19 protein-coding genes are annotated in these 25,963 nt (G+C 32.3%); 7 read left to right on the top strand and 12 right to left on the bottom strand.

All coding sequences use genetic code 11. The features are described from left to right. Positions 1-1,699 precede the first annotated feature (1,699 nt). Entirely contained in the window at positions 1,700-3,211 is a 1,512-nt protein-coding gene (locus ACQKCJ_RS08875; RefSeq protein ID WP_427401859.1) for a DoxX family protein, read from the top strand. Between the two features lie 88 nt (positions 3,212-3,299). Next, on the top strand, positions 3,300-3,581 hold the full coding sequence (locus ACQKCJ_RS08870) for a DUF6520 family protein (RefSeq protein WP_163399689.1): 282 nt from the start codon (positions 3,300-3,302) through the stop codon (positions 3,579-3,581). A gap of 74 nt (positions 3,582-3,655) precedes the next feature. Here ACQKCJ_RS08870 and ACQKCJ_RS08865 read toward each other — a convergent pair whose 3' ends face one another. The 3 genes from ACQKCJ_RS08865 to ACQKCJ_RS08855 form a co-directional block, all read right to left on the bottom strand. Further along, entirely contained in the window at positions 3,656-6,310 is a 2,655-nt protein-coding gene (locus ACQKCJ_RS08865; RefSeq protein WP_427401858.1) for a prolyl oligopeptidase family serine peptidase, read from the bottom strand. A 1-nt stretch (position 6,311) separates the two neighbouring features. After that, positions 6,312-7,673 (bottom strand): RagB/SusD family nutrient uptake outer membrane protein, encoded by a 1,362-nt coding sequence (locus ACQKCJ_RS08860; protein WP_427401857.1) that lies wholly within the window; start codon positions 7,671-7,673, stop codon positions 6,312-6,314. Positions 7,674-7,757: 84 nt separating this feature from the next. Then, a complete protein-coding gene (locus tag ACQKCJ_RS08855; protein WP_427401856.1) occupies positions 7,758-10,784 on the bottom strand; it encodes a SusC/RagA family TonB-linked outer membrane protein in 3,027 nt (1,008 codons plus the stop codon). A gap of 605 nt (positions 10,785-11,389) precedes the next feature. Here ACQKCJ_RS08855 and ACQKCJ_RS08850 point away from each other — a divergent pair. Continuing rightward, positions 11,390-11,644, top strand: coding sequence for a helix-turn-helix domain-containing protein (locus ACQKCJ_RS08850; protein WP_163399686.1), 255 nt, complete (start codon positions 11,390-11,392; stop codon positions 11,642-11,644). Positions 11,645-11,806: 162 nt separating this feature from the next. Here the strand turns inward: ACQKCJ_RS08850 and ACQKCJ_RS08845 are convergent, their stop codons facing one another. The 8 genes from ACQKCJ_RS08845 to ACQKCJ_RS08810 form a co-directional block, all read right to left on the bottom strand. After that, complete coding sequence (locus ACQKCJ_RS08845) at positions 11,807-12,994, bottom strand: patatin-like phospholipase family protein (protein ID WP_427401855.1); 1,188 nt, start codon at positions 12,992-12,994, stop codon at positions 11,807-11,809. Between the two features lie 6 nt (positions 12,995-13,000). Further along, entirely contained in the window at positions 13,001-13,354 is a 354-nt protein-coding gene (locus ACQKCJ_RS08840; RefSeq protein ID WP_427401854.1) for a hypothetical protein, read from the bottom strand. Further along, the gene (locus ACQKCJ_RS08835; protein ID WP_427401853.1) at positions 13,323-14,372 is read right to left on the bottom strand and encodes a hypothetical protein; all 1,050 of its coding nucleotides are present in this window, start codon (positions 14,370-14,372) and stop codon (positions 13,323-13,325) included. The genes ACQKCJ_RS08840 and ACQKCJ_RS08835 overlap by 32 nt, the downstream gene beginning before the upstream one ends. Positions 14,373-14,460: 88 nt before the next feature. Continuing rightward, entirely contained in the window at positions 14,461-15,018 is a 558-nt protein-coding gene (locus tag ACQKCJ_RS08830) for a sce7726 family protein (protein ID WP_427401852.1), read from the bottom strand. 62 nt (positions 15,019-15,080) lie between these two features. Then, positions 15,081-16,097: a beta family protein gene (locus ACQKCJ_RS08825; RefSeq protein WP_427401851.1), complete on the bottom strand. Its 1,017-nt coding sequence runs from the start codon at positions 16,095-16,097 to the stop codon at positions 15,081-15,083. 436 nt (positions 16,098-16,533) lie between these two features. Beyond that, positions 16,534-17,244, bottom strand: a complete 711-nt coding sequence (locus ACQKCJ_RS08820; protein ID WP_427401850.1) for a hypothetical protein — start codon at positions 17,242-17,244, stop codon at positions 16,534-16,536. A 38-nt stretch (positions 17,245-17,282) separates the two neighbouring features. Continuing rightward, positions 17,283-18,011 (bottom strand): hypothetical protein, encoded by a 729-nt coding sequence (locus ACQKCJ_RS08815; RefSeq protein WP_427401849.1) that lies wholly within the window; start codon positions 18,009-18,011, stop codon positions 17,283-17,285. Between the two features lie 276 nt (positions 18,012-18,287). Beyond that, positions 18,288-19,487, bottom strand: a complete 1,200-nt coding sequence (locus ACQKCJ_RS08810; protein WP_427401848.1) for a hypothetical protein — start codon at positions 19,485-19,487, stop codon at positions 18,288-18,290. 583 nt (positions 19,488-20,070) lie between these two features. Here ACQKCJ_RS08810 and ACQKCJ_RS08805 point away from each other — a divergent pair. After that, on the top strand, positions 20,071-20,994 hold the full coding sequence (locus tag ACQKCJ_RS08805) for a hypothetical protein (protein WP_427401847.1): 924 nt from the start codon (positions 20,071-20,073) through the stop codon (positions 20,992-20,994). A gap of 342 nt (positions 20,995-21,336) precedes the next feature. On the opposite strand, the gene ACQKCJ_RS08800 is transcribed toward ACQKCJ_RS08805, so the two are convergent. Next, positions 21,337-22,026, bottom strand: coding sequence for an amidase family protein (locus ACQKCJ_RS08800; RefSeq protein ID WP_427401904.1), 690 nt, complete (start codon positions 22,024-22,026; stop codon positions 21,337-21,339). A 234-nt stretch (positions 22,027-22,260) separates the two neighbouring features. Between ACQKCJ_RS08800 and ACQKCJ_RS08795 the strand changes: the two genes are divergently transcribed. The 3 genes from ACQKCJ_RS08795 (at position 22,261) to ACQKCJ_RS08785 (ending at position 25,927) form a co-directional block, all read left to right on the top strand. Next, the gene (locus ACQKCJ_RS08795) at positions 22,261-23,151 is read left to right on the top strand and encodes a hypothetical protein (protein ID WP_427401846.1); all 891 of its coding nucleotides are present in this window, start codon (positions 22,261-22,263) and stop codon (positions 23,149-23,151) included. A 179-nt stretch (positions 23,152-23,330) separates the two neighbouring features. Then, a complete protein-coding gene (locus tag ACQKCJ_RS08790) occupies positions 23,331-23,945 on the top strand; it encodes a hypothetical protein (RefSeq protein WP_427401845.1) in 615 nt (204 codons plus the stop codon). Between the two features lie 953 nt (positions 23,946-24,898). After that, positions 24,899-25,927 carry a hypothetical protein gene (locus ACQKCJ_RS08785; protein WP_427401844.1) on the top strand — a complete coding sequence of 343 codons (1,029 nt, stop codon included), beginning with the start codon at positions 24,899-24,901 and terminating at the stop codon, positions 25,925-25,927. The last annotated feature ends 36 nt before the right edge of the window (positions 25,928-25,963 follow it).

Raw genomic sequence — 25,963 nt, 5'->3', positions numbered from 1 at the left:
TATACGTACTAGTTATTATTTAAAAATAAAAACCAATATATTTTATTATCAGTAACTCCTCTTAGATTTGGAAATCTTTGGAAGCATTTGGCCTGATGTGTCTCAAAGAAAGGATAGATATTTTTACATGTAACTTTATTTTTTTAATCAAAGAAACAATAAAAAGAAAACCAAGGTAGGACGTGCTGGATCAGCCTGACCAAAAGACTACGGCATAATGTTTTGCTCGCGTGCTCACAAAACACCCTTCGGGACTTATTCCGTTTCCTTTTGGTCTGTCTGCATCCCGTCCTTTTAAATTACTTTCTTTTTCTTTTTTCCGTTTTTCTGTTTCTTTTGGAAATATATGTATGGTTTTATACAGGTAGATAAGGCTTTAACTGAAAGCTTATTTGCCTATTTACATAAAGAAGCATTTATGTCTTTACGTAAAAGCATAAATATGTAAAAGAGTAAAACTGTAAATACATATCTACATCAGTACAGTTCTGCAACTTCATTTGCTTACAGGGTTACAAATAGCTGTAAATGGGTCTATACTTTTAGCCTTATGCATATAACCAAATAAGTACGAGCAGTTGTAAATGAGTATGTAAATTTTATTGTACAGAGCAATATAGTTACAATTCAGAGAAAAACTAAACTTAAGATCTTTGGAATTTACCGGAAAGGATTGAAGTTAGAACTGCCAATACTATTATGTTTTTTTTAAGCCTTATAAAGGTTGATTTTAAAAATTAATTATAAAGCATGAAATACCTGCTAAATTTAAAAAGGGCATCAAGCCCTTTCAATTAAATCTATTGCAATAATATTTTCGAGAGAAAATAGCAAGTTGTGTTTTGAGCTGCTTGAAATACTTTCCGCAGCTCAAAACCACTTGCCCTGCCGGGGGCTGGAAAAAACTCCAAAGTCGTTTTTTTAATTAGTATTATTGAATGTTTCAGTGTTAGCTCCCCTCTTTATAAGCTCCCCTGATTTTTTAGTATCGATATCATATTAAACATCCTTTCAGGTTTACGACGTTTTTTATACTCCATAATTCTAAGGTTATTTTTAGGTATAAAAGGAAAAAACTATTGCTTTTTCGTCATAAGGCCTTTATTTGCTAGCCTTTTTATATGTTTTAGCTTTTTTAGAGAGCCTGTAAAATGGATCGTTTTTTGCAAATTTTGGATCGTTTTTGTTAACAATCCTTCTACAATATTGTTCTAATTTAGCTTTACAAAATACTAAATATGTGATCGTTAGCTAATTTCTAGCAGTACGAGCTAGGGGTAAATTAGTATGCCCGAACGACATGTCAATTATGATTCACAGAATATGCGCGGATTTATATTCTGCTATTGTATATACATCCATAAGCAAAACATTCGATTTTGAAAATTTGTTATTCAACTATAGTTACTAATGACATTTTTAATCCGTTTTAGGCATATGATCCTCCTGATTAAACAAGGGTTAATTAATTATTTTACAGAACTTTACATTACAAATATCAATTGCATTACAGTAAAATTTAGACAACGTTATAAGTAAAAAACTGATCGTTTTTTACATCAATCCTTTGGTGGCTTTGTTCTAATTTAGATTTATAAAACACTTATAAAGTGGATATTTTAAAAAAAACACACCTATTAGACTATTTAATATGACTTAAGTCACATTATAAAACATTGTAAACATTAAAAGCAATGACATGAAAACATCAATATCCTTTAAAAATACCATAGCCGACATAATCTGCCTGCTTTATATCCTGCTTTTTGTTTACGCGTCTGTAAGTAAACTACTTGACTTTGAGAACTTCCTAGTGCAATTGGGGCAGTCACCTTTATTAAGTGCGTTTGCCGGATATATTGCATGGATGGTACCGATGCTTGAATTATTCATTGCATTGCTTATCGTTTCAAAAAGGTGGAGAATTACGGGGCTTTTTGGAGCGTTGTGCCTGATGATTATGTTTACCGCATATATTTTCATTATTTTAAATTATAGCCCATTTGTCCCTTGTTCCTGTGGAGGAATTTTGGAAAAAATGGGATGGAGGGAGCATTTCATTTTTAATTTTGTTTTCATGATGCTGGCCGCAGCAGGTATCCTGATACTGGCCGTAAGAGTGCCAAAAGTGCACTTTATTTCAAAACCTGCTGCACTGGTCAGTGCCTTTTCGATAACTGTTTTTTTTAGTATTGGTACTATTGCCCTGCTATTTATGTTATCAGAAGACATCATTCATCATCGAAACAATTTCGTTCGTCGTTTTTCTGGAAATGCTGTAAAAGTTAACGACATCGATCTAAAGTTTAGTTCCTATTATTTTGCCGGAGCTTCAAAAGAGAAGATATACCTAGGCAGTCACACTGCACCTTTATTAGTAACAATGCTGGATACAGCCCTTCTGAAAAGAAATGAGTTTAAGATTCATCCCAATAGGACAGATTTTTTATTCCAATCCGTCCAAGTTAGAATTTTACCTCCTTATTTTTATCTTATAGACGGATCTGTTCCTGTTATTTTTAAAGGAAATATGAACAATTGGAAGGGCTATGTAAAATGGAATGGGTCTACTACTTTTTCCCATTATCAGCTCATGGATTCACTCACATTAGCATTTCGTTCCAACAGCAATGTAAATGGAGAAAGTATACTGGGCTCCTTAGATTTTGGTAGGAGACCAAAAACACGTTTCAATACAAGTCTGTTACAGAAACAGATCGATGGAATTTTTGATGTCGATGGAACGCTGCATTACGACAAAGACATTCAGAAGTTGGTATATATTTATCTCTACCGTAATCAATTTATTGTAACAGATCCAGTGCTTAATCTTGACTATCGAGGCAAGACAATAGACACCATCAGTAAGGCCCAAATTAAAGTGACTACTGTGGCAAGCAGACAGGAAATGAAATTCTCAGCACCCCCTGTAATTGTCAATAAAACAAGTGCCGTTTGTAAAAATTTATTGTTTGTCAATTCATCACTGTTGGGGAAATATGAGCCTGCTGAGATGTGGAAGGATGCCAGTATAATTGATATATATGACCTTAATAACAATTCCTATCAGGGTAGTTTTTACATCTATCATCTTAAAAATGAAAAGTTAAAAAACTTCTTTATTCTCGACAACAATTTCTATGGATTTATAGGAACACATTTGGTTCATTATAAATTAAGCAAGAAACTTACAAACTCATATCAAAAATAAGATTCCGTCATCAAAGTATACTGCAGTGTCAGGGAAAAGATCGAAAACCTGTAAAAGAGTAGATCACTAACACTTTAAATTTTTTATTATGAAATTAAATTTTGCAAAACAGGTTTTACCTGTAGCGGTATTTGCACTTGCAACAGTTGGTGCATTTACAACCCATGCCATGAATGAGCGCGCCAAATCATCTGCGCCAATTCGAGGGTACATCAAATTGAACCCAGAAGCAACCTCTTGTGAGGAGCATGATATGTGTTCAACAACCAATAATGGAACCATCTGTAGAGTTGGTTTGGTACCAAGCGGTGCACAATTATTTGGTAAAAATTCTGCCAACGAATGTAAGGTTCCAGTTTATAAACCGTGATTCAATTTCTGGTAGAAATGGCAATGCAGTTCCATCAGGGAACTGCATTGTTTTTTATTGGCGGTCTTATATTTTTAAAACCATTCCAGTCTTTTTTCTCCTTTTAAATAATAGTCGAACCACTGTTCAATTCTACCGGTCAAGTCTTGCTGATGTTTTTCTTCCATTAGTACATGATCTTCTCCGGGATAAATCAGCATCAAATTTATCTTTCCGAGTCGTCTGAGCGCCAAATAAAATTCAATACTCTGATAATAATGCACCACACTATCCATTTCGCCTGCCCACGACAAGAGTGGAGTTTCTACTTTATCCGCATGATATACGGGAGAGTTTCTTAAGTAAGCAGGATAATCCTCATACAATGATTTACCTATTCTCAATTGCCCAAATTCATAGTGCCAAAAATTAGGCTTTTGAAGCCCCCATGCTACCCGAAGGTAACCGCTCACATAATCAGTAATGGCTGCGCCTGCCACTGCGGCTTTAAACATATTAGTCTGGGTGATGATGTAATCCGCTTCATACCCGCCATAAGAATGGCCGGTAATACCAAGTCGGGTGCTGTCAATGGATTCACGGGCAATGACTTTTCTGGTAGCGGAGACTACACAATCTACTGCCGAAGATCCCGGATTTCCAATTTCATACACAATATCTGGTAAAAACACGAAGTATCCTTTTGAAGTAAAATTGGCAATATTAAATCCTGTTGGATTATTCTGCGATGGGTTTACATAATTATACAATTCTTTGGATTGTTTTTCATAGACATGGATCACCATCGGATATTTTTTATCTGTATGATAATTTGCAGGATAGAATAAAACGCCATTTAAAACAGTGCCTTTGGAATTCGTATAGGTTATCAGCTTAGAATTTCCCCAATTGTATTTAAAATGTTGTAGGTTGCTTTGAAAAAGTATTTTTTCTTTTGAATTTAGGCTTTCTTTTATGACTAATCTCGGTGGTAAATTAAAGTTTTCCTCAACATAAACGTAAGCTTCACTCTTTGCAGTGGTTATAAACTGGCTAGTGTGCATTTTCTTGTCCAATAATGATTTTAAACCATTTTTCTTATCCCAAAAGTAATATCCGGTATGTTCCAGTGCTTCAGTTTTGATTAGTAACCTGTCATTGGCCCCAAACTGACCTTTATAACTACCCTCAAAATTCATTTTATTGGATTCATCTTTAGATTTTGAAACGATTCTATACACTGTTTTATTTTCGCGTCCCCTAGTGAGTCTAACCGCACCTCTTCCATCTATTACAATACTCCAGATATCATACTTATCATAAACAAAAAGTGTTTTGTCGTCCTGAATCCATCCCGGATTCCCGAAAGGACTTGCTTCTTCAGGCCAGTCAGATTCTTCATCTGAAAAAGTCACACCAAGATCTTTGGTGAGATTTTTATGCAATCCACTCTCCAGATCATAAACCCACCAATGTTTGTCTTTAAAATAAACGATATGCTTTTCGTATATAGAAACACAAACCCCCGTTTCGCCTCCTAACTGGTTTTGCAATACTAATTTCCGATCCTCTGTTTCAAGATTCAAAATATAAATATCCAGAGGAGCATCACGGTTTGCCTGCGGCTCGTACTGCTGCGGATTATAGAGCAAAGCCTGCTTTTGATCCCCGCTCAACATCATTTTCGGAAATTGATTGTCCGTAATGCAGTTAAAGCGATTCTGCTCAGGCCACCAAACAGCTACTTTTGCTGTTCTGTCCCATTGATCAATCTGTACTTTGGCAGGATAGAGAAATTTATCCTGCGCATTCCAGGTTTGTACTTGTGATGAATCCACAGGAATTACAGTTTTCTGTAGCCCAAAGAATATTCTTTCGCCATCTTCAGAAATGCTGAGATAGGCAAAAGAAGATGACATAATCTCCATATCAGCCGGGAAATTATCCTGCTGAGCCGGATTAAAAGTATATAATGTATGTTCTGCTATAATATAATACCCAACGCAAGTATGGGCTGTTTTTTTATCATTATTCAAAGGCTGCTGCAAAAAGGCTATGGAATTTCCGCTCTTTTGCCAAACGATATCGGAATATTCAAAAACGTTAGGATTACTGCTTATTACAGTTGTGGTTTTATCACTTAAATTCAGTAGCGCAATTGTGGTATTGTTTTCAGACTTTGTAGTGTAGACCACTGCATCGGCTTCCGGATTATACCAATAGTTGACAATATCATTTAAAATGATAGATTTATTGGAGGCTGCATTTTTCAACTCCAATTCTTTTTTTCCATCAGATTGCTTTTTCAAAAGGATGATATCTTTGGTTCCGACTCTCAAATCGTACCTGAGCACCTTGGCAGTAATCTCTTGTTTTGAAGTTAACAAGTCTGTAATTAGAAGTTCTCCCTTGAGAGATATCGCACAAAACCAATTGTCACCGATAAATTCTCCTTTTCCTGCTCCTGAGAAATTGTAGATCTTAGTCCCTTTACTGTTTTTAACAAATAAAGTGTCGCTGCCATTTTCATACGAAACAGAAAAACTTACCCATTTTGCATTTTCGGAGAGTTTCTCAGCTTTAAGATAACTCCATAAGTGATAATCGGCAGCCGTAAGCTGCTTTTTAGGATTGTTTTGCGCAAAACCAAAAAATGAGATCAGCAAAGCGGTGAGCACTATATAAAAAACTGGCACTCTCTTACTGAGAGTACCAGTTTTCCTGTTATATTTTATGTTATTAGGTCTCATTTTAGTAGCCCGGATTTTGAGGATTTAGATTCGGATTGAGCGCAAGTTCCGATTCAGGCAGTGGCAATAATCTGTCTGTAGGATTCCAGCCTACTTTTACAGACAATAATACATCGTCCAAATGATTAGTTCTTTTTAAATCGAAAAAACGGTGTCCCAATTCTGTAAAAAACTCCACTCTTCTCTCATGTAATATGGCACTAAGTATATCTTGCTGGCTCACGGCAGTTGTTGCTGCAAGTCCGGCTGTGTTTCTAATTTTATCCAAATCTTCTTTGGCTCCTATAAGGTCACCTTGCTGTGCGCGGGCTTCGCTGCGGATCAGGTATTGCTCAGCTAAACGAAATACTATAGAATACTCTAATGAACTAGGAGTATTTGATTTCTGTTTGTACTTATTGGCATGATACCAAGTGTCTGTTCCGTTTGTAATGGTATGAGTCCAATGATCCTTTCGCTGGTCACCCGATTCAAATTCGCTTATAAGTTCAGCATTTAAAGCAACAAGTGATGGAGGTGGTGCCGTAAAGATGAATGTTTCGCCCTCTTGTGTATTCTGCCCACCGGTTCTGGGCATGAATTGCCAAATCGTTGTGGTACTTTCTTTTAAGAATATAGCGTCAAGATTGGTCTCCCAAGTGTACAGCCCAGTATTGTTTAGGGTAAAAGAAGCCGCATTAGATGCTTCTGTCCACATGCCTTTGTAAAGGTAAACCCTTGCCAATAGTGCTGTCGCTACAGATTTATTGGGACGTACACGGTCACTGGAAATATAATCTTCCGGTAATAATGAAACGGCCAGTTCCAGATCACTTATAATATGGGAATACAGCTCAGCAGAAGACATTCTGTGCGCCACTTTATTCTGCTGATAGTCTGTTGTGGTGATATAAGGAACATCCCCATAGAGATTAAGAAGATAAAAGTGCAACAGTGATCGTACAAACAAAGCCTCTCCCGTAAGCTGGTTTTTATCTACAGTATTGAGCGCCGTAGAAGCATTCACTCCTTCAATAATGGCATTTGCAGCATAAATTTGGTTGTAACTGCTGCTCCACCAGTTAAAGACCTCCGAATTGGAAGCAAGTAATGTATTGTTGTAAAAGTTTCGGGTTGTGCCGGAAATATCACCGTAATACACGAGCTCATCCACATAGTTCCCCATTTGATTGGAGATTCCTGCAACACTCCCGCTTAAAATACCATCGTCGCGCATTTTAGCATAAATACTTACCATAGCCGCATTGGCTGTAGCCCTGTCCTGAAAAACAGCGCTTGCCGTTAGTTGTGAGGACGGAAGGCCAACCTCGACAAAGTTATCACAGCCATTTAGAAACACCATACAGGACACTAGTAATCTCATTAGAAACCTGTGGTTTATTATTCCAATTTTATAATGATTTATAAATCGTAAAAATGATTTCTTTTCCATAATGTTTAAATTAAGTTAAAAAGTAAGCTGAAGCCCGGTTGTAAATACCTTTAAAGGCGGAAGGCTTGTCGTGAATATAGATTCGGGATCAGCACCCTTATAGGAAGTGATCGTGAAAAGATTCTGTCCCTGAAATACCAATCGGCATTTTACTCCTTTAAGCCACTGCTCAGGGATAGTATAAGACAATGACAAATTCTTGAGCCTTACATATGAGGCATCCGTTATCATGGCATCACTGGCATAAAACTTGTAAAATGCATCCATAGCTTCACTATTTACCCCTGTGGTGTACTGCTGATACATTGCAGTATCTCCGGGGTTCTGCCAGTGGTCCATTACCGTCACAGGCTGATTGGTCATGCTGCCCGATAGTCCTGTGCCGTATGATCCGCTATAGTTGAGCTGATTTACAAACTGAAACAGAAAGTCCAATTGCCAGTTTTTATAGGTAATAGTATTTTGAAACCCACCAAAATATTTTGGATTCAAATCACGGATAGCCTGCTTATCCTGTGGCGATGTAATTAAACCGTCTGCATTGAAATCCTCAAATTGGTAAATTCCTGTCGTAGGATCTATTCCCGTATAGTGGTATAATTTCTTAATGTTTAAAGGCTGGCCTATTAAATATTGGTTCTCATAAGTTGATCCTTTCAGATCAGGAAAAGACAACAGTTTATTGCGGGCGATTGTCAAATTAAAATTGCTTGTCCAGTTAAAGGACTCTTTTTGAAAATTTACAGTTCTAAGGGTAAATTCAAGCCCTCTATTTTGAACTGTAGCATCTAAATTTGCCTGTATGGAATTAAATCCGGTTGTTGCAGGTAGTGGAATTCCAACCAATTGGTTCGAAGAACGGTTGCTGTACCAGCCAGCCGTTATAAAAATGCGGTCTTTTAAAAAACCGGTTTCAAATGCCACTTCAAGTTTTTTATTGGTCTCCCAACCAAAATTAGGATTAAACAAACGTGTCGGTTCCAGACCATTGATACCTCCATAGTTGTTTCCCGAGGAACCATAGGTGTTTAAAAACTGGTAGTCACCAATCTGATCATTTCCAGTAGTACCATAACTTAGTCTTAATTTTCCGAAACTTAGAAAACTAAAATTCTCTTTTACGAATGTTTCATTTGAAAACAGCCATGCGCTTCCAATCGCCCCGAAGGTAGCAAACTGTCTTCCGGGGCCGAACCTGCTTGAACCGTCCCTGCGCCCCGTTAGGTTTAAGATGTACCTGCCATTCCATGAAAAATTAACCCTCCCGAAAAAAGCCTGATATTTATAGATTGATTCACTATGCACTACATCAAATACATGAAAGGCTGAGGAAAGATTATAAATCAAGCTGTTGCTGCTGAATCCGTTGGCTTCCTGTAACAATTGGTTTGCTGTCTGCTGTTGAAATGTACTTCCAATGAGGATTTCGGTTTTTCCTTTGCCAAATTTTTTTGACCATGAAATTTGGGGTTCGATAATCCATGATTTTCTGGTCGTATTATTGACATAAATGGAGGAGTATTCACTGCCTAATCCATAAGCTGGATCATACATCGTGGAAGGTTGTGTGCGACTGTCATCAAATCGGGTATCGGTAAAACCGAAACTCGCTTTAGCAATTAAATTGGGTAGTATATTATAAGATAGCAGGCTATTAGCAAAAAGGTCATTAGATCTTGAAGTATATTTCCCTTCCAAATTGCTCATAGGATTATTCCAAGTGCTATTTTCCCAGTTTAAATTGCCTTGCTCATCATACAATTCGGGTGCATTGGGAGGAAGAAGTATAGCTTGTTGGGTAATATCAATTCCCGGCTGGTTATTTTCCTGCGCTGTGTAGCCCATAGAAAAATTGATATGAAATTTTTTGTTTTCAGATTCATGATTCAAATTTGCATGGAGATTTCCTTTACGATAATTGTAGTTTCCGGGAAAAACCGTGGTTTCCTTATGAAAATTGCCGTTGATAAGAAATTGCGTCTGGGAAGAACCTCCATATATGGAAGCTTGCACATCATTAATTTCTGAAGTTCCTCCTATGAGTACTTCTTGCCAATCCGTATAGCGGTTTTGATCCCATGTTCCATTGACATCATAATCGGCTGGACCATAAGGAATAACATCATTGGAAAAAGCTTCCCTACGCATTTGCAAGTACTGCTGTGTATTCATTAGTTCCATAAGGCGTGTCACTGATCCAAATCCACCAGATACATTTGCAGTAAATCTTGTTTTGCCTTCCTTGCCTTTTTTAGTAGTTATAAGTACCACTCCGTTAGCTCCCCTTGAACCATAAATAGCGGTTGCATCTGCATCTTTAAGGACTTCAATACTTTCAATATCTGCTGGATTGATACTGCTTAACGGACTTGTTGGACCGGGGAGAACAATCCCTGTCAGATCAGAACCTACTGCATCTGAGGAATAAGGGACGCCATCAATAATATATAACGGTCTGTTCCCGTCAGAGCGTAAACTGTTCTGTCCTCTGATTTGTATATCGAAACCGCCCCCTGCAACACCTGTATTTTGAGTAATATTAACACCTGCCATTCGTCCCTGCATAGCTGCAAGCACATTGGTGACAGGCTGTTTTTCGATATCTTTTGAACTGATTTTTGAAATGCTTCCGGTACGCTCACTGTTCTTTACAGAGTAGTAACCGGCATTGATCTTAACTTCCTGTAAGGAGGTCGCATCTTCTCGCATTTGCACATTGATTATTTTGCGATCAGCAACGGGAATTGTTACGGTCTTAAAACCAAGGTAAGTAAAAATCAGGGTATCGTTATGAGATACATTTATGGCAAATTTGCCATCGAAATCCGAAAAGACTATTTTTTTTTGGCCTTTGACTGTAATGCTGACACCAGGAAGGGGATTTGTACCATCGGTAATGGTACCCATGACTTGAGATTGTTGTTGTGAAACGGAAAACCGCAAGGGATTCCTTGCTAAGGCTGGCGTGCAAAAAAGGTAAAACCCGAAAATAAACGGATACCAAAGTGCCGCCAACCCTTTATTTAATGAAAAAGTTTTCATAATATTGGGTTAGTTTAATGAGACGTTAGTTTTATTAGCTTTGGTCCTCTATTACTTGTTTGTCGACGGGTTAGAGGGCCTTTTTTTGTCTAGGCTCAATTAGGAAGCTTACTGAGACCATGACTTAATTTGCCAGTCTTTAATAGCCTGCAACTGTACAATGACTAATTCAAAGTAAAAAATAGGACAGCACAGGCATTAAATATTGGCTTTAATCTTTTTTAATTCATACGCACGTAGGTTTATTGGTTGGACAAAAGCTAATTGCGAGACTATGAAATACTGAAGTTCGCTAAGAATAAAAGTTGAGAAAAATTTAGAATGGAGCACAAAAAAAGGCGCGGGACTCAACTTACTGCGTTAGAGGTACTGGTATACCCGGAAACAATAAGTGTGAGCCCACGCCATAAAGCGTGAGCATCTTACTTATCATCTCGTTTCTATAAAATTACCAGTTTTCTAACGCGAGATTCAAAGCGAATGCTTCAAATATTTTTATATGAAGTATCGCAAATATAATTTATTACTGCCAAATATAACAATATTATTTCAAAAGCAATATATATGTTGCCTTTTTTCTTTGTGTAAAAAGCGAATTTTATCAAATGGAAAAAGAACGCTTCGTAACGGAAAGAATACTGCTAGGAAAAAGAATAACGCAGTTACGGAATAAATGTATTAATAAGGATACGGGAAAACCTATTTCACAAGAAGAGCTTGGATTAAGAGTAGGATTAGTAAAAAACCATATAGGTTTGATAGAAAGAGGTCAAACTAATACAACTGTTGAAGCCTTATTTGGAATAGCTAAAGAACTTAATGTCAATATTAAAATGCTTTTCAATTTTGAAGAATTATAAAAAGATGCTTAGATATTTTTTTTTAAAATTAATGGAATTTCATTGATCTATTTGTTATTGGAAGTTGTATATCTTTATGATTTAAGTCTTTATGAATTTCAAGAATATACTCAATGTCAATATGTCCCACCTAGAAAGCTCGATGTTCTTTCTCTATTTTAATTATATTAAATTATACCCAATTATTCCACCAATTAATACCAGAAGAGTCAAACTTAAATAAATTGCTCTTGTCCTTTTTTTTGCTAAAATTAGTCTTTTTCTAGTTGCTTCAAGATTCCTTGTTCTATTTGTGTAATTGTGATCGTTTTTATTCAAATGTTTATTCTTATCAAGAAAATCTAAAGCTGATAGCCTTCCAGATTCCAATAAAAATTCTTTCTCAATATCATTTAATTTAAACTTTAAAGTTGAAATAGGGCTAGGATCAATTATAATGATTTTCTCTTTGTATTTTCTAAGAATTTGGGGATCATCAGATTCTGTCCAAATTTTTAATGCGTCCCAAAATACTGAATTTTGTTCATGCTTATAAGTTTTGTTACCTAGATAGAGACCAATAAAACTACTGCATTCATCTTTTAAGATTAAGTCAACTGGAAAATTGTTTTTCATACCACCATCTAAAACGTTTCTACCATCAATCTTTTGTGGTGTAAATACATATGGAATCGACATACTACATCTTGCAGCAAAAGAGGCTATGGATTGTTGAGAGTCTAATTTATGCGAGTCGAAAACTTGTACACTTTTATCTTTTCTGCTTGCAAATACAGTAGTTCGAGAGGTTAAATCTCTCATTTCGACTGAAACAGCAGAATCTAACTTTACTGCTAATAATTCTTCTAACCAAACATTAAATGTATGTGCTTCATAAAGACCGCTTCTTGTAAATAAGTTGTATAAAGCTTTTAATATATGTGCATCTTTAAAATCCTTAAAATTTTTCGTACCAAGAACATCTTTCAACTCTTCAACAGTATAACCAGCGCCTAAAAGAATTGCTGTAATTGCTCCTGCTGATGTTCCTGCATACCAATTAAATGTATAATGCTTTTGAAGTTCTTCTAATGCCCCAACATATGCTACTCCTTTAATTCCCCCACCTTTCATTATTAAGGCATTATATATCATACCAGATCCTTCTTTGAATTTAAAAATTGCCGATAAAAGAATATCTTTTACGCTAGAATAAATAACTTCACTATGGTATTTTTCTTTGATTTCTTCTATCCACAGATAACCTTTTTTTATCAAATCATCAAGTGAGTTACTTCTTGAATGTATTTCTTGATAAAAATATTTTAGTAATTCAATTGTCGTCAGTAGTTCTTCTTTACTTGCTTCCAATATTCTCTATTTATTAATTGAGTAATACGGCACAATGAAAACATCATCTATATCCTTCTTTTGTCCAGACATGGTATCCAAAGTAGCTGGTATTTCATCTATAGTATTAAAATCTCTTCCGATTTTAGCCCCATCTTCATCTAAAACACGATATATAGTTTTCAAGATTTTCGTTTGCTTCATAATTGTAAAAGCTATACTAATATGACTTTCTGAAAAACCAAAGTTACTTGAGTAAAATGTATCCATAGAAATTGCATTTATTTTAGGATGGTTTTCAAACCACACTAAAACAGCGTCAAAAACATCCGAATATTCGGGAAATTCTTTAACTAAATTCTGCAATTTTTCTTTTGACATATCTATATTCTTGAGGTTTAATTTTTGCAGGAATTATTATCTTATTAATTGCTTCTTTTCCAATTATAACATTTATATCACTTTTCAGTTCTCCGTTTGACCCATCCGCTAAAAACTTAACAGCTATGCCATCTGCTCTTCCTCCGCCTTCTTTATATGCTTCTATCGCTTTTTTTCGGGAATCATCGGATAATAAGTCACTAGTTCCTTGATCATCATAACATCTAATAGATGCCTTACCAAATTCTGCATCTAATAAAGTAACATTTAGTAAAGTGTAAATTTTTCTATTCACTACTGAATTATCTAGGATATTATTGATACAAGAAGTTAAATCCAAAGGTGTAACTTCAGTATGCATATCAATACCGCTACCATTATTATAAATATTTTTTTTGATTAATTTTAGAGAAGATTCTAAACTTTTAGTTGAATCGAAAGAAGTACGGCTAATCTTTATCTCGAGTTGTTTTGCATCATTCCATTCGACCAAGTATATTAATCGACTTTCAATTGTTCTATATGTTACATAACGCTCACGGATTGCGCTGTTAATTTTTTCATCTGCTTTGATTTCACGAACTTTCTTGTCGTATATTTTTATTAGCCATGATCCTGAAATTCCTCTATAAGGATAGCGAAAATCTGCCCATTCAAAAGATGTTGGTTTAAGATTTAACTTTGGAAATCTAGACCGCACTGAAGGATGAATAATTGAATCGGCAATTTTAATACCATCATTATATTTATTAATTACCAAATTATCAATTGGCTTAAAAAAGAATATATATTGATCTCCAAATTCTTCTGAATCCTTAATCAATGATTGCACATCAAATTCGGTAATGATACCACCTTTAACTGCGTCTAAAAGATTATTTATCAGAAAAGTTTTATTTCCTGTTAATTTTATATCATCCTTGTTGTCCTCTTTATATTTTTTAAGTATTTCATGAATGTCAGATTGATTAACAGAATCAAGTAGAGTTATATAATTATTTTTTTGTTCTTCGGTCATTGGTTAATATTTCAGATATGATTAGTAATAAAGTGACAACAGTATTTAATTAGTTTATTTTGACAAACTTATGATTTTTAATATATATTTATTTCCAAGTTTCTCTATTTTTTAACTTACTCCTAACTATTGCTGAAATAGAATCAGTATCGAGATTTACTGACATGGCTTCACATAAAAGCCAATTTCTATCTTTTTTCCGGAATTTTATTTGATGCTCTTCTAAGCACTCTATTAATTCTTCTCTCCATAAAAGTTTAGCTATATATATCGATTCTCTATTTTGGTTTTTGATTGGTTTACGTAATTCGCTAATTGACTTAATCCCTTTTTTTTCCTCGCAAATCAAAATTCCAATCCATTCTGGCACAAAATCTAAAATTTTTTGACCATATTTTCCTTCTGTTACGATTGAAAGATAGTCAAAAACTTTTGTATAAGCTTCAATCTGCGCAGGTAATCTTTGAAGAGTATCAGAAGCACTTTTTATCTCATAACCATGTAGTGAACCATTAATAACTGCAACATCTATTCTAGCTTTCGCAACAGGCAAACTTAATTCTTCGACAATTTTCGAATCACTATCGTCGATATAATGCTTTAGTTCAGTAGTTTTAAGCAATTCACGAATACAAGGATCTTTCATTTTAATAGTAGTTTAGGAGTTACAAAAGTAAGTACTTTAAAGGGATTGAAGAGAATACAATCTTATAAAATAGAGGTTAATAAAGTTATATGGTGATTTTGTGAGATTTCGACCCAACTTCCAGCATTTCCAGTTTTTCTGTTTGGATCGGTAAGTAATTGTGACGCAAAGAAATCAATTCTTTCATCCCCCCAAGAAAATGTTATTCCGCTGTAATCCGCACTTGTAATTAGTTGACCTGCAAAAGTTATATATTGACCATTACCATCAGGGTGGTTACTTGATATTTCTCCTCGATAAATTACATACTCATTTGTAACTGTATATTTAATGCTACAGCTTCCTTGAAAACCAGCTTCACTGTAAATTGGATGTTTAGTTCCATAATCGCTATATTTAATTGTTCCCTTTATTTTAGATTGCATTTGTAAAGTCGACCATAGCTGCCACTCATATCTAGGGAGACGGTAAACTCTTCCCGCAGGATTAAGACTTCCTAAATTATCAAGGAAAGAGCCTGAAGAAATAATTACGTTTTCATAATCATCACGATTTGCAATAGAGTTGATCAAATTTATAGCAAACGCTTCAACTAAAGCATGATTTGTTGTCCTTAAAAATCCAAAATCCAAAAGTAAGGATACTTGGGAAGGAGTTGTTCCTAAAGTATTAATTAATGTTTCAATAGTCGTATTAATATTAAGAAACCCTCCACTTTCATTTGAAAAGCGTATACAGATTTTATCTATTTCTAAGTTATCTATTAAGTTTCCAATTAAAGTTAAATATCTCTGATTACTGTTTTCTTGAACGACCGGAACTACATTAACATTATTAGATTGTAAATGTTTTATAAGTTTTGAAACTGTTGTTGAATTAAAAGATTCAATTAAAGAAAAATCTAACAACAATTCATTGTCTTTGAAGTTCCAATGAGAATGAAAAGCTTCCACTTTAGATATTTGCTCAGATAAAACTTGGATAATTGGAGCAACTTCATTTTTTATATTTTGACTAAGTTTGGAAAGAGCTGAAAATTCTCCTGCTTTAGACAGAAGTATTGGGTAATATTTTTTCATTTTTTATTGTTTATGATTAATAGACAGCTAAAATCTATATTAAATTTTGAATTTATTTACGGATTTCCATAAATAGAAAACAAAAAGTAAACTTGACCAAAGCTATTCATTCAGAAATGATTAGAGTCACGTAGAATTACCTGTTTTAAGAGTTAAGACAGTATAAAAAAATTTACACAGAGTTTTCATTATAATAAAAACACCAAATAAAATATTAACAAAAAAGCCTATAAACATTGTGTTTAAAGGCTTTTTTTAAATATCACAGAATTGAAAATTGAGATATGTTTATTGTAAAATAAGTTTTGTCAGTTTTATTTTAAAAACAGTTATTTGAAAGATCCTATTTCTTACAAAAATCTATTTCACAATTAATATTATTCTGAGAAATCAGAACGTTAATCAACCTTAAAAATCCCTTTATGAACTGTATGTATTATTCTAACTTTAAAAATTTATTAAAATTTAATAAATCCGTTTCGTAGTACATATCTTCAGAAAAACCATAGTAATATGTGGAAATAAAAAATTGAATGATATTTTTAGATTTAAACTTTCTGATTGTTATAAATAAGGTCTTTTTAGTGTATGGCGTTGGATCCTTTATAACTGAATTTATTTCTTTTGCAATTACATTGTCACTTATGGTACTCAGATTAATGAAGTGTTTTTCATCATTTTGCAATAGCAGGATTTCAAATGTGTGAATAGAATCATCATTAATTTTTTTTAAATTTTCTAATTGATTTTTATCAAAGACATAGTATTTATAACTATTCGAATTTACCCAACCTTCTTGGATAGTTTCATATTTATAGAATCCATCTCGGTATTTCTCAATTAGGAGTGAATATGTGGTGTCATTAATTTTTACATCTTTTAATTGATATGAGATAAAATTTTGTCCAGAATTACCCAAAGAATAGACCTCGAAATTAATTAATGACTTGAATTGTTGCTCAATATCGTATGGAATTTTATTTTTAGCCGTTACCCATTTTCCATACTGGTTTTTTTTCCAACCATTTGCCGAAATAATTTGTCCTTTAATTTCTTTTGAAATTATTGGTAACTTATCATCCTGCCTATTTTGGCTAAATATAAATGCTGAACTAACTAATAGTAAGAGAGTAATTATTTTTTTCATGAATATTAAATACATTTTGATTATTCAGTTGTAAACTTTTACAATGTGAAATTGTGGCTTACATTCTTATTTTGATTTTTTGCTACTTTAACTTTATCAATATAAGTTTTTCCAGAAACGTCAGTTATTGTATACCCTTTTCTGTTTTTTGATTTTATATACACATAGTAAACTCCAGCAGGCACATTTATGCTATAATTACCGTTATTATCTATTGTAGTTTCTATAAAAGGCTCTTTTCCATTTTGAAATTGAAATAAAGTGGGAAACAACTCTTTATCTATATTTTTAAATTTTTCATCAGTTTCTGCATTATATTTTTCTAACTCTTTACTATACTTGTCAAGATCTTGCTGAGCGTTTTCCATATCTGCTTTGTACTTTTCTTTTTCACTTCCCTTTGATTTTTTGTATAAGAAAGAACAGTTATCGTACCTTGTCTTGGTCATTTCATAAATGTTTCTGTACGAACTTGCAAAATGATAATTTTTCCACAATTGGTAATCAAAATTTTTGACTTGTGCGGAATCTACAACTACGACAGTCGCTCCAAGATCAGGTTTATCACCTTGGTATTTATTAAAGTAATATGTGACTACTCCTTTTATAATGCTTGTAGCAAAATATGTCTCAACTGGATCTTTTGAGTAAGTAAAAGTTCCATTCTTATTCAAAATAACTTTTCTACCACTTTCAGTAGTTGCAATTTCTTGACTATAAATAAATGATGATGCCAAGAATAAAAACAAAGAAGCAACGTTTTTCATAATGATCATTTTTTACCGAATTTAATTAATCCGGATTGTTATATTTTATGGATTTCCGTAATTATCAGCAACAAATAACATTAATAAAATCATTATTACATTACGGAAAACCATAATAAGTAAAATAATTTCAACAATTCGATAGTAGGTAAAGGGTTTGAATTTCCCAACTATTCAAGATATAAAATGTAATTTCAATTTGACTACTTTTATAGATACGCAAATTATACCTCTTTAATATAAATATATCAACTATAAAAATATACTGTCAAAAAATTATTTATCTATGTTTATTTTTAAATGCTTAGGTAAACTTACATACCATTTTATTATACTAAAGCAAGCTTTATGCATAAATTTATTAAGTTGCGGTAGATCGTTTAAATCAACTTCATATCCTTTACTATCATAATTTGATTTTGCATGCACAATTGAGTTTCGTGTCTGGTATAAAGCCATTCCAAGCTCATTAATAATTTTATCCTTAGTTTCTGCTTTTGAATTATATTTTAGTTCATTTTGTTTTAATTTTTTATGTATAGACTTAGGCAATTCATCATATAAATCTACTAAATCAAAAGCACTATTAATTAAAGATTTAACAAGTTCACTATCTTTAATACTATGGTCGTAATTTCTTGCTAAATCAAAAATTGAAGAGATAAAATTTGCATCATGATTATAAACTTTAGACGAAGATAATTTGAGCTTCATAGATTGAAATGCCTCTATTCTCGCTTGAATTGGAGCAAAATATTCAAAAATTTTGTAGTAAGACATAAACTGAAGGTCTGAGCTCAACCGTTGATTTGCATTAATAAACAATTCCATTCCATAATTATAGTCTTCTAATGGTATATTATAAACAAAATCAGAAGCTTGCATAAAATCAATTTTTGCATCATCCAAATCGTATTCTTTCAATTTATATGTAGAAAATTCAAAACTTATATTATGAGCATGAGATAATTCGAACATAAAAATTTTAATTAATTCATCTTCTTTTAAATCTGAAAGACGAGAATTTGAATCTGGGTAAATAATCTCAATAGCAAGATGACTAGAACATGGCGGAGTGTAATGATCATAATTTTCAGATATTGAAGCTCCAATGCCTATTAACAAGGGATCATCAATAATTTTAATCATGAAGCCTTCTGGTGTTTCTTTCCAAAAAACACCTAACGATATTAAATGATTCAAATTTTTATTTGAAGAAATTTGAATTACTTTTTGAGTGATGCTATCAGTAGTAACCTTTGAGTAATCATCGTAGAATTTTAGTGAGCTTATCTCATTAAGGTATATTTGTAAATTTTCTGCCTCATATTCGATTCCTTCCAAGTCTTCATTAGGAAAATAAATATAAAAGGAATTATGGGTCTTATTGCATCGACAATCAAAATCTTCAATTTTCAACTCTTTTCTTAAATAATTTTTAAAATCTTCTCCTATTCTTTTTTCTTGTTGAGTCATATATCTAACTTATTTAATATAAGCTACATAATTAAAATAAAACATTATAATTCTAAGCTTAGAGATTTAGACAAATATAAACAATAAGCAGAAATAGATTTCTTGAAGAATGCATTACATATGATTATAAAAACATGTATCCTGTTTCGCTAAAATAAACTATTGCATTTTGATTACAAAATTAAATCAAGATGCGTGCAAAATAATATTGTAAAAATCCTCAACAAGATGTTAGATATTACTGTTTCGCGCTTCTACTTTTATATTGATTTAAGTAACCACGGTGGGATTTGAACCATAAAGTTGAATGAAATTTATTCTTTTTTAAATCATTTTGAAAATGGTTCAAGAATTGTTCTGTTATGGCTACTAAGATAAAGCTTCAGAGAAATCTGGAGCTTTTTTCGTTTTAAACTAAAACATAAAATCATAGAAAAATGGATAACACGAAAACCTGTGGAGCTACAAAAAATTAGATTATACACAATTAAATTTCCTAAAGATTGAAGAATACGGAAAACCGTATTTTAGTTCGAATCGAAAAGATTAGATTTGAAAATCAATAACTTTAAACCATTCACAAATGAAAAAGTATGTTTTTTTTCTCCTCATAATCATTTTTTTTATTAGTTTAAGCTCTTGCTCAAATGATCCTACTGACAAAGCAAAATCTGCAGCAAAATCTTATCTAAAAGAGAACTTAAAGAATTTAGATAGTTATGAACCAATTTCATTTTCTATTCTTGATACTTCAAAAATCGTTGATAAGAATACTAAGAAAAGTATATTAATTTACTCAATCACTCATTTTTATTCAATCAAAAATTCTGAAAATGAGGAAGTAAAAATGTCTATTCCTTTTTATTTTGATAAAAATTTTAAAGTCATTGAACCTACAACAAAAAGTTTAAACGGTGACTATGGCATTTTAACCGGTAGCGTCTATTGGAAATACAACAATTTTATTGGCAATAGAGCTGATGCCGGATCGAGAGTAATCTTGTACTCTCTTGATAGCATTCGAAATAAACTAAAATATGAAACAGAAGTTGATGTTCAAGGAAGTTATAAGATTGAAAAGGTTTTAGCCGGAAAATATTTTTTAGTAGTTAATTCCAAAAATACAACTGATTGCCCTGAAATACATCTTGCTAAACTTGAAAGTTATTCCTCATCAATAAAACAATTGTTTGGGTTTGATACAAAAAAATATAAAACACAATTGAATGAAATTCACAAATTAGACAGTCTTTACTTTAAAACTTTAAGTGAATTTCCAACTACAGGAACACTCAGTGAAATGAATAAAAATATTTCAAAAACAGAAACTTTACAAAAAGAAATTAGGGATAAATCCGAAAAACTTATAAGTATATTTCCTGAAAAATTTAGAAGCGAAATTGAATTGTACACAGGTTATAGCAAAGCTAATGATTTTTCAATTATCAATATTGAAGAAAAAAAATCAGCAAATCAAAATACTGATTTTGGTATTACTTGCATTTAAAAAACAGTAAAACTACTATTAACAAATATTAGTTTTTTTTAATCACATATCAAGATGCACATCTTAAAATTCTATTGTAATCTTGAATAAATTGGTTAGATATTTGAATGCTTCCCGCCGCTCGGTAATATCTCTCGTAATTATGATTATAATGTAAAAACAAGTAGTTTATATGTACTTTAAGGATATGTATCTTTTTAGTAGCGGGAAGCATTCAAATATCTAACCAGTTTGTTGAGGATTATTATGCGATTTTTGCATTAGCATCTTAAAATTAATAATGTAAAAAACTAATATATAAGACTTGATTCAAATCCCAGCGAGTGTTGGTAGCGGTGTTTTTTATAGTATTGGCTTTTCAAATCCATTGGTTAATTTTTCAAAATGCTGAGCGATTTCTAATAATTTTTTATCTGTCCATTTTTTGGAGTGTATTTGTATTTCTACCGGCATTCCGTTTTTCTTTTTCCCAATCGGAATAACAACTATTGGATGGCCTGAAAAGGCAGTCGTAAAATTAAACGAAGCGATGGCTTTAGTATATCCTATTTTTTTATCATTAACAGTAAATGGTTTTCCTGCATTTTGATGTTTATAAGCCTCAAAGGAACAAACAGGCGTAATCCAAACGTCATAAGTTGTCAAAAAAGAATTATAAATTTTAGAAAAATCATCTTTATAATCAATTGCTTTTGCATATTTAATGTTGGTCAAACGTTGCCCTAAAGCCATTCCTTTTGCCCACAAATGGTCTCTGTATTTCAGACGAATAAAGGCATACATAAAGCTGGCTAATAATGGCACTTTGGGATTGTTAATTCCTATTTCAAATCCAATAATTTTACTGCATTCTAAATAGGCTTTTTCTTCGTTATATTTTGGGTGATCAATAGTTAAAATGTGATTTTTATTTTTGGCTATAAAACTCCTGAATAATTCTAAATATTCTGCATCTACTTCTGTGCCATTTATGGTTTCAGAATAAGCAATTGTTAAATATTTTTTGTTCCATTCACTGTTGTTTAAGTTGATTGGAGGTAATTCACAGAGTTCATATTTCGTGTTATTTCCTAAAACCCCGCTTTCTCTGCAGCTGGCGCGAGCGTCTCGTTCGTGAACTTAACGATATGTTGACATGAGTGATTAAAAATATAATCATCGCTGTAGTACCAGAACGTTATTCGAAAGCTAACTGTAGACTAATCACAGAATGTTTGTTATTTAACAGTCAATGGCTTACATTTGAATTTTCCTTTACTAAAGAATATGGAGTCAATAGAAAAATCAAACGGTCTACAATTACATTACTATTTCGACGATGATAGTCATTCAATTAATTCTATTGTTAGAAATGAATGCGAAAAAGAAATATTATATATAATTAAAGAAATCTCTGAAACGTTAGGTTTACAACTTGATTTAGAAACGCTACCAACCAAGGAGGGTGGCTTTAAGGAAAAGTGGAAACTTTTAGGTAAAAATTCTACTCAAATTAGTTTAATAGTCGCCATTGCTTTAGGAGTACTTTCTAGATTTCCTGTAGAAAATGAAGAATTAACGACTTTGCAAATTGAAAACTTAAAATTAGATAATGAGATAAAAAGAAAGGAGTTGAAAAAACTAAATCTTGATCAATTAAAAGAAGAGAGTGAATTAGATCAAAAAATTATTTTAGATTCAGTTAACATAGTAAATAAAAATTATAAAGTTTCTTGGCGCAAATCTAATCTTTATAAGAAACTCCAAAACTATCCAAAAGTGGAATATATTGATGTGCTCCGATTACAGGATGATGAGCCTGTAGGAACACCAAGAACAGTACAAAAAAATCAATTTTCTATGTTTATATTACGCACAGATGATTTACCAAAACTTAAATTAGAAAGAGTAAAGATTGATGTTGCTACTCCTGCTATAAAGCGTAATTTCAGATGGAAAGGCTTTTATAATGAAAAGATTATTAATTTTTTAATGGAAGATAATGATTTTAATAACAAAGTATTTAATGGGAAGATGCATTTTTCAAATCGCTATTCTATTGAAGTGGAAATGACACAAGAGAGAAAGATTAACAGCGAAGGTGACATTATAGTTAAAGATTCAATAGTACATAAAGTATTTGCTTCAATAGACGGAGAAAGTAGAATTGAGTATTAATTTTATAAAGTCACCCACTACAACGGATTTGGGCATTTTGCTTAATGGAAAATTGATTTTGTATTTGAATGTTTTGGCAAATCCGAAGAATGGACTTAATTTAATCTCAAATCCGGTACTGCCAGAAAGTTATATGTCATTGCAAAAAAGACTTATTATCTAACGTAAACTATACAAATATGAATTTTTTAGCACAAACTATTTCAATCATAATTCAAGTCATATTATTGGTCTTGTCAATTGTTTGGTACAGACAGGATTATGAAATTGAACCTTTAATTGGGATAATTACTTTGTGTGGAAGTTCAATTATCAGCTTATTAATGAGATTTGTTAAACGTCCAAAAATGCAATTATATCATGTTAAGACACATTATGGAAGATGGACAACTGGTTTAACAAAGAATAATCCACAAGTGATCAGACTAGGGATTGATAAAATTGATCAATATTGGGATCTTGAATGGGATTATAATTTAGAAATACGAAATAATTCAAGTTTTACCGCATATAATATCGTTGTAGAATATAACAACATTCCTGAAAAAACAATTGTCAAAGGTGAAATTGGTAAAATTGAACCTGTTCAATCTCATGATATGAGAGAGTTTAAGATAAAAGTTACTCAAAGCGTTGAGGGAAATCATATTGAAGCAGATAATTATTTAAAGCAAAATGAAGGAGTATTAACTAAAGATTTTACGATAACTCTTAAATATACTGATGAAAATGGAATTCGTTTTCGAACAAAATATTTCTGGCTAAGTCAAAAAAATGAATTTCTAATATTTTAATAACATTACATACCCCCGCTATCCGAGGAGTTCTTATGAAACGCTGTGCGAATGTCTCCTGACTTCGTACCCGCAAACTAAATGTTTTAATTATAAAAACTAATATAAACAAAAAAAGCTCCAGATTTCTCTGAAGCTTTTCTCTTAGTAGCCCTAACAGGACAATTCTCGAACCGTTTTGTGGAAGATTTAAAGATATTGAAAGTGTATAATGATTAATTCAAAAATTTTATGTTTCCAAGAAGTGATGCAATAAAGGAGGATTTTTATCCTGCATTTATTGGCGAATTTTTGAAGGCACTCGCGCAGGCGATGCCCGTAATTTGTGACGAAAATTAAATAAGATATTAAAAGAATAATGAGTTCTTTGGCGTAAGTTTGAAAAGACAATATTTAGTTACTAATATTTTAGATATTAAAGAAAAAGAAAATAATTACGGATAACCGTAAGATATGCAGAAGTCCTTATGGACACTTTTTATTATTAATTTTTGTGTTGAACTTGTTTACGAACCATGTTAGGGGATTTGAAGAAAATTTCTTTAAAATAAATTAATATTTTCTTGGTTAGAGTCAAGTTCCCGCTAAAACAAGGCTGTAGATTTCTATAAAGTTCTTGTTTTATTTTTGCTTTTCAATTATTTTTTTTCAACATGCATTGTAAATTTAAACTTACTGTTTGTTGTTCGATTGAGGTTGAAATTTGTTTTACCTCTTACAGGAATTAATAAGACATAATAATAGCAAAACTACCGAAATTTATACCAATGTTAGTACCAAAAAGCATTCAACAAATTAAAAGTCTTTTTGATGATTTATAGGCTTATTATTATATATTTGATAATAAATAAACCCTGACCTTCATCAGACATATCTACCCAATATTGGGGTAATAAGTCTGATGTTGTCAGTAGTATATACGAGTTATGAGCAATCTTAAAACAAATCAGTAAATGAAGAAACATTTTATAGTAATAATGTTCACAATCTCTCTTTTTGGAAATTGCCAAATTGCAACTAATAAATCAACAAAACTTGAGAAAAAAGTTCAATCAAAAATTGACACTGTTGTTAGTTTTAAAGATTCTATCATATTTAAAAAAAACTCAATTGCAACAACAAAAATTTACCTTGAATCTCCAAAACAAGAAACTGATTATTTTAAATATATTTTTCCAATTATTACATTACTCCTTGGTATAGGTATCAATAAACTAATTGATTACAGAAACGATAATAAGAAAATTAAAAAATCTGGAAAAAGATGGCTCGCAGAATTGAGAGTTCTGAAAAATCCAATTGATAAGCAAATTGAAAATATAACCGAGTTTTTAACTGAGCATAACAATGAGGAAAATTATACATTTCCACGACCACAACTTGTGACAACTTTGGATTGTGAAGTGTTCGGAACTTTAGATAAAAGTGAGTTGGTTGAATATTTAGAAAAAATTAAAAAAAACAAGTTTACTGAAGCGGTTGAAAATTCTAGTGAGATTAATGGTTTTATAAGTATACTTAAAAGTACATATGATAATTTCAAAAGAGTTTTTGAAGAGTATAAGCAGAATACAACAAATCACACTACAAACGTTTCTAGAAACTTGCAAAGTTTCATGAAAGAATTTGGAAATTATAGTGTTTTCTTAGAGCAAGAACTTGGAAGAGATCCTATCGATGATCCAAGATATAGACCAATATTAGATTTAATGGACTCTCAAATTAAACCATATCTTGAAAATAACAAATACGACCTTTATAAACTTGAAAGAGCTTTTTTTAGACCACTTATTGTTGTGTTAAGTCATTTAAGACATGATGAAAGAATTTATGCGATGTTGGAACATGCGAGGAATTGTGTAACTGAAATTAAAGCAATACGAATGGAAAAACATTATCTTGATATAAACTTTAGAAATTTTCAAGATTCTTATAAAGAAAATAAGGAATCGTTACCAAAAGTTCTTAAAATAATAGAATAAAGACTGCCTCTAACACACGCTACAAGCATTTTGGGG

The organism is Flavobacterium sp. NPDC079362 (assembly GCF_050267765.1).
GTDB lineage: Bacteria > Bacteroidota > Bacteroidia > Flavobacteriales > Flavobacteriaceae > Flavobacterium > Flavobacterium azizsancarii.
The sequence above is the reverse complement of the archived record's forward strand: the minus strand, read 5'-3'. Positions and strand labels throughout refer to the sequence as shown.